This is a genomic window from Methylibium sp. T29-B, assembly GCF_000576225.1.
In the GTDB taxonomy this organism is placed as follows: domain Bacteria; phylum Pseudomonadota; class Gammaproteobacteria; order Burkholderiales; family Burkholderiaceae_C; genus Methylibium; species Methylibium petroleiphilum.
Genome location: NZ_AZSN01000187.1, coordinates 1 through 6285, shown reverse-complemented (window position 1 = coordinate 6285; position 6285 = coordinate 1). Strand labels below are relative to the sequence as shown.

Sequence of the window (6285 nt, the reverse complement as noted above, 5' to 3'; positions counted from 1 at the left end):
CCGGCCCGGGGTTCCGGCCGCCGGCGCGGAGCCAGTCTCTAAATCCGCCGCTCGCCCGCCGCGTGCGCCCTGCCCGCGTGCCGCCGCTCCCAGGACCACCCCATGACCACCACGCCCCCGAACGCCGCCGCGCCCGGCACCGACGACAACCAGCTGATCGCCGAACGCCGCGAGAAGCTCGCCGCGCTGCGTGCGCAGGCCCAGGCCGCAGGGGGCGCCGCCTTCCCCAATGACTTCAAGCCGGGCGACCACGCCGTCGATCTGCACCGCCTGCACGAGGGCAAGAGCGCCGAGGAGCTGGAGGCGCTGGCCATCCCGGCCCGCATCGCCGGCCGCATGATGCTCAAGCGCGTGATGGGCAAGGCCTGCTTCGCGACGGTGCAGGACGGCTCGGGCCGCATCCAGCTCTACATCACGTCCGACGCCGTCGGTCCGGAGGCGCTGGCCGCCTTCAAGCACTGGGACCTGGGCGACATCCTCGGCGCCGAGGGCACGCTGTTCAAGACCCGCACCGGCGAGCTGAGCCTCAAGGTCGGCACGATCCGGCTGCTGACCAAGAGCCTGCGGCCACTGCCCGACAAGTTCCACGGCATGGCCGACCAGGAGCTCAAGTACCGCCAGCGCGAGGTCGACCTGATCATGGACGAGGCCTCGCGCGAGCGCTTCCGCGCGCGCAGCAAGGCGGTGAGCTCGATCCGCCAGTTCATGGTCGAGCACGGCTTCCTCGAGGTCGAGACGCCGATGCTGCACCCCATCCCCGGCGGCGCGAACGCCAAGCCCTTCGTGACGCACCACAACGCGCTCGACCAGCAGATGTTCCTGCGCATCGCGCCCGAGCTCTACCTGAAGCGGCTGGTGGTGGGCGGCTTCGAGCGGGTGTTCGAGATCAACCGCAACTTCCGCAACGAGGGCGTGTCGGTCCGGCACAACCCCGAGTTCACGATGATGGAGTTCTACGCTGCCTACTGGACCCACCACGACTTGATGGACTTCACCGAGCAGATCCTGCGCCACGCCGCGCGCAAGGCGGTGGGCACGGCGCAGCTCGCCTACGGTGGGCAGGCCGTCGACCTGGAATCGCCGTTCGCGCGGCTCTCGGTGCGCGACTCGCTGGTCGTGCATGCAGGATTGAGCGCGGCGGAAGCCGTCGACTCCACGGTGCTGCGCGCGAAGCTCGAAGCGCATGGCGAGAAGGTGCCGGCGCACTGGTCGCTCGCCGAACTGCAGTTCGGCCTGTTCGAGGCGGCTGTCGAGGAGAAGCTGTGGCAGCGACCTTCATCGTCGACTACCCGGTCGAGGTGTCGCCGCTGGCCCGCGCCTCCGATGCCGACCCGACGATCACCGAGCGCTTCGAGCTCTTCATCACCGGCCGCGAGTTCGGCAACGGCTTCTCGGAGCTCAACGACCCCGAGGACCAGGCCGCGCGCTTTGCGGCACAGGCCTCCAACAAGGACGCCGGTGACGAGGAGGCGATGTACTTCGACGCCGACTACATCCGCGCGCTCGAGCACGGCCTGCCGCCCACCGGGGGCTGCGGCATCGGCATCGACCGCCTGATGATGCTGTTGACCGACTCGCCGAACATCCGCGACGTGATCCTGTTCCCCGCGCTGCGGCGCGAGGCTGAGCCGAACCGCGCACGCCACGGCGTCGCATCGGTGCAGGGCGCCGATGCCCGCATCGATGCGGGTCTTCGCCGCCTCATCCTATGCATTTGCTCGCATAGGTTGGATTCCTGCGCGTCTGCTCCGCAGTTGCTCCACCAGGTAGCAAGTGACGCCGCCGCGGCCCTGGATGGCGCAGCCGGTAGCAATCCTTCTTCGCGATTACTGCAATGGATCGGTCGTTGCTCGGCCCCGTGTGCCGCGTGGCACGAACCCTGCCCTGTCAGACCCCAAGGCAACCGGCACGCGGCCCCTGCAGTCGCGAACGACGGATTACCCGCTCATCCCACTTCTTTGGAGACACCCCATGCGCTACGCCAATCCCGGCTCCTCCGATTCCAAGGTCGCCTTCAAGGCCCAGTACGACAACTTCATCGGCGGCAAGTTCGTGGCCCCCGTGAAGGGACAGTACTTCGACGTGATCACGCCGATCACCGGCAAGACCTACACCCGCGCCGCCCGTTCGGGCCCGGAGGACATCGAGCTGGCGCTCGACGCCGCCCACGCCGCCGCCGACAAGTGGGGCCGCACCTCGGCCGCCGAGCGCGCCAACGTGCTGCTGAAGATCGCCGACCGCATCGACGCCAACGTGGAACTGCTGGCCTACGCGGAATCGGTGGACAACGGCAAGCCGATGCGCGAAACGCTCAACGCCGACATCCCGCTGAGCGCCGACCACTTCCGCTACTTCGCCGGCTGCGTGCGCGCGCAGGAAGGCGGCGTCAGCGAGATCGATGAAACCACGGTGGCCTACCACTTCCACGAGCCGCTCGGCGTCGTCGGCCAGATCATTCCCTGGAACTTCCCGATCCTGATGGCTGCGTGGAAGCTCGCGCCCGCCCTGGGCGCTGGCAACTGCGTGGTGCTGAAGCCGGCCGAGTCGACCCCGGTGAGCATCCTGGTGCTGGCCGAGCTGATCGCCGACCTGCTGCCGCCGGGCGTGCTGAACATCGTCAACGGCTTCGGCCGCGAGGCCGGCATGCCGCTGGCCACCAGCAAGCGCATCGCCAAGATCGCCTTCACCGGTTCCACCTCCACCGGCCGCGTGATCGCGCAGGCCGCCGCCAACAGCCTGATCCCGGCCACGCTGGAGCTGGGCGGCAAGTCGCCGAACGTGTTCTTCGCCGACGTGATGGACAAGGACGACGCCTTCCTCGACAAGGCGATCGAAGGCCTGGTGCTGTTCGCGTTCAACCAGGGCGAGGTCTGCACCTGCCCGTCGCGCGCGCTGATCCACGAATCCATCTACGACAAGTTCATGGAGCGCGCCCTCAAGCGCGTGGCCGCGATCAAGCAGGGCAGCCCGCTCGACACCGACACGATGATCGGCGCGCAGGCCTCGAAGGAACAGCTGACCAAGATCCTGTCCTACCTCGACCTGGGCAAGCAGGAAGGCGCGCAGGTGCTGATCGGCGGGCAGCAGGCCCAGATGAGCGGCGACCTCGACGGCGGCTACTACGTGCAGCCCACGATCTTCAAGGGCCACAACAAGATGCGCATATTCCAGGAGGAGATCTTCGGCCCGGTGCTGGCCGTGACCACCTTCAAGGACGAGGCGGAAGCCCTCGCCATCGCCAATGACACGCTGTACGGCCTGGGCGCCGGCGTGTGGAGCCGCAACGGCAACGTGGCCTACCGCATGGGCCGCGCCATCAAGGCCGGTCGCGTGTGGACCAACTGCTACCACGCCTACCCCGCGCACGCCGCCTTCGGCGGCTACAAGGAGTCGGGCATCGGCCGCGAGAACCACAAGGTCATGCTCGACCACTATCAGCAGACCAAGAACCTGCTGGTCAGCTACAGCGAGAACAAGCTCGGCTTCTTCTGATCGCGAGATCGCGACGCCGGCCCTGCGCCTGCAAACCGGAGGGGGTGGGCATCCACCCCCTTTTTCCATGGGTGATCCACATGGTCGACAAAGTCATTGCCACACCTGCGACGGTCGAGCTCATCGAGCTGCTCAAGCAGAAACATGGTGAACTCATGTTCCACCAGTCGGGCGGGTGCTGCGACAACAGCGCCGCCAACTGCTACCTGCCGGGCGAACTCACCATCGGTGCCGGTGACGTGTACCTCGCGACATCGGCGGCTGCCCGTTCTACATCAGCAAGTCGCAGTACGAGTACTGGCGGCACACCCAGCTGATCATCGACGTGATCGACGGCCACGGCGGCGGCACCTTCTCGCTCGAGGGGCCGGAAGGCAAGGCCTTCCACACCCGGTCGAGGCTGTTCACCGACGAGGAGTTCGCGCAGATCCTGGACGACGAGCGCGCCGCCGCTCAGCGGTGACGGAACACCGGCTTGCGCTTGTTCGCGAACGCGTCCATGCCTTCCTTCTGGTCCTCGGTGCCGAACAGCGACTGGAACATGCGCCGCTCGAACCACACGCCGTCCGATAGCGGCGACTCGTAGGCGCGGTTCACGCACTCCTTGGCCACCAGGATGGCCGGCAACCCCATCGCGCCGATCGCGTCCGCCGCCTCCTGGGCCTCGGCCAGCAGGCGATCGGCCGGCACCACGCGTGACACCAGGCCGGCGCGCTCGGCCTCGGCCGCGTCCATCATGCGTGCCGTCAGCACCAGGTCCATCGCCTTGGCCTTGCCGACCGCCCGCGGCAACCGCTGCGTACCGCCGGCGCCGGGGATGATGCCGAGCTTGATCTCCGGCTGACCGAAGCGCGCCGTGTCGGCGGCAATGATCAGATCGCACATCATGGCCAGCTCGCATCCACCGCCCAGCGCGTAGCCGGCCACTGCCGCGATCACCGGCTTGCGCACGCTGCGCACCGCCTCCCAGTTGCGGGTGATGAAGTCGGCCTTGTAGGCGTCCATGTAGGTCTGCGACGCCATGCCGCCGATGTCGGCGCCGGCGGCGAAGGCCTTCTCGCTGCCGGTGATCACCACGCAGCCAACCGACGCGTCGGCGTCGTAGGCCCGCAGCGCGTCGCCCAGTTCGTCCATCAGCGCATCGTTGAGCGCATTCAGCGCCTTGGGCCGGTTCAGAGTGATCCAGCCGGTCTTCAGCGCGGCGCTGCCGCGCACTTCGGTCAGCAGATGCTGGTAGTCCATGTCAGGGCGTCCTTTCGCAGTAGGCGACACTGTAACGGGCAGCGGCGTGCTGTCCTTCGCACCTGCCGCTGTGCAGCCGACCGGGCGACGCAGCCGGAGACATCAGCTTGCGCTAGTCTTACAAACTTGCGAAGTTTTCTTCGTCGGAACGCATGAGCACCATCTACCGCAAGACGGAACAAGGTCGCAACGAGATTGCCACTCGCGCGCTGCGGCTGGTGCCGCGCCTGCGTCAGGCGCTGATCCTCGTCGACGGCAAGCGCTCGGACGAAGAACTCAGGAAGCTGATCACCCCACCCGCCGACGACACGTTGCAGGCGCTGCTCGAACAGGGTCATATCGAGGTGATCGCCGTCACGGCGGTGCATGTGGTGCTACCAGCCGAGGCCGCCCCGGCGACGCCGCTGGTCAATGCCGTGGTGCTGACACTCCAGGAGACGCGGCAACGGGCCGTGCGTTGGATGAGCGCGCACCTCGGCCCCTATGCCGACTCGACGAACATCCGTGTCGAGAAGGCCAAGACGCCCGAGGCGATGCAGGCCGCGCTCGCGCTGGCCGCCACCGTCGTCCGCCAGCAGCTCGGCGAGGCGAAGGCGGCCGAGTTCGAGCAGCACGTCGGCCTCGCACACACCGGCAGCTGAACGGTCAGCGCAGCGCCGATCCGCCCAAGGGCTCGTCGGCGGCCTGCAGGGGCAGGCGCTCGATCATCAGGTCGATGAATTCATCGGTCCCGCGACGGATCACGATGCGCACCGGCAGGTACTGCAGGCTGGGAGCGAACCAGGCCTCGATGCTGAGCGAACTGGCGTCGCCTTCCCGCTGCGGTCGCAGATGCCAAGCCGGCACCGGACCGAACGGGGTGGCCAGGACCTCCTCGCCGATCACGTCGTACACCCAGCGGTCCACGCGCCGCGGCAGAGCCAGGGGCATCTCGATGCGTCCGCCCGGCTGCAGGCGCTCGGCGCCGGTGGTGAACAGGTAGGTCAGCTGCACGAACTGGCTCGCGGTGTCCTGCAGCGCCGGCAGACCGGGATGGCGCTGGCCGTTGGCGAGCGTCACGCCGTCGGCGTCGAAGTGCAGGCTGGCCGTTCGCGTGCGGCCGAAGGCCACCTGGGTCCGCTCGTCGTAGCGGCGCGGCACCAGACCCTGCGGGGTGATCTCGCCGTCGCTCGTCATGCGCCGCTGCATCAGGGGGGCGAAGCCCGGCCCGACGACCACGTCCAGGTGCACCTGGTAGCGCCCCCCGTCGCGCAGCCACTCGACCTGCGCGGTGCCGAGCACCTCGCCGCGCACGTTGCCGGTGAGGGTGTAGCTGAGGCGGGTCGACGCCGGCCAGGCGAAGGTGGGTGGGCCCGGCAGCGGATCGGCGGGCGCACTCGCGGCCGTCTCGGACACGGCCGCTGCCGCCGCGTCATCGGCCTGTGCCGGTGCCGGCGCCGGCGCCGGCGTCGACTCGGCCACAGCGGATTCCGGCGCCGACGCCGACGCGGGCACGCTGTCGGCGATCGGATCGACGGGATCGACCGGTCCGGGTTGTGGCGCCGACGCCGG

The 6285-nt window shown here is 68.5% G+C and carries 4 protein-coding genes and 2 pseudogenes; 4 read left to right on the top strand and 2 right to left on the bottom strand.

Going from position 1 to position 6285, the window contains the following annotated elements:
• Positions 1–102: 102 nt before the first annotated feature.
• From lysS to Y694_RS19025, 3 genes and pseudogenes are all read left to right on the top strand, one after another.
• A pseudogene (lysS, locus tag Y694_RS19035) lies at positions 103–1622 on the top strand (lysine--tRNA ligase); the annotation flags it as partial.
• 349 nt (positions 1623–1971) lie between these two features.
• Entirely contained in the window at positions 1972–3492 is a 1521-nt protein-coding gene (locus Y694_RS19030; RefSeq protein ID WP_036235379.1) for an aldehyde dehydrogenase family protein, read from the top strand.
• Positions 3493–3572: 80 nt separating this feature from the next.
• Positions 3573–3955: pseudogene (locus Y694_RS19025) on the top strand (DUF779 domain-containing protein).
• Here the strand turns inward: Y694_RS19025 and Y694_RS19020 are convergent.
• On the bottom strand, positions 3946–4734 hold the full coding sequence (locus Y694_RS19020) for an enoyl-CoA hydratase (protein WP_036235376.1): 789 nt from the start codon (positions 4732–4734) through the stop codon (positions 3946–3948). The pseudogene Y694_RS19025 and the gene Y694_RS19020 overlap by 10 nt on opposite strands.
• A gap of 152 nt (positions 4735–4886) precedes the next feature.
• On the opposite strand from Y694_RS19020, the gene Y694_RS22790 reads away from it, so the two are divergent.
• A complete protein-coding gene (locus Y694_RS22790; RefSeq protein WP_051495899.1) occupies positions 4887–5375 on the top strand; it encodes a hypothetical protein in 489 nt (162 codons plus the stop codon).
• Between the two features lie 4 nt (positions 5376–5379).
• Here Y694_RS22790 and Y694_RS19010 read toward each other — a convergent pair.
• On the bottom strand, positions 5380–6285 hold a 906-nt coding region (locus tag Y694_RS19010; RefSeq protein ID WP_036235372.1), incomplete at its 5' end, for a DUF3108 domain-containing protein.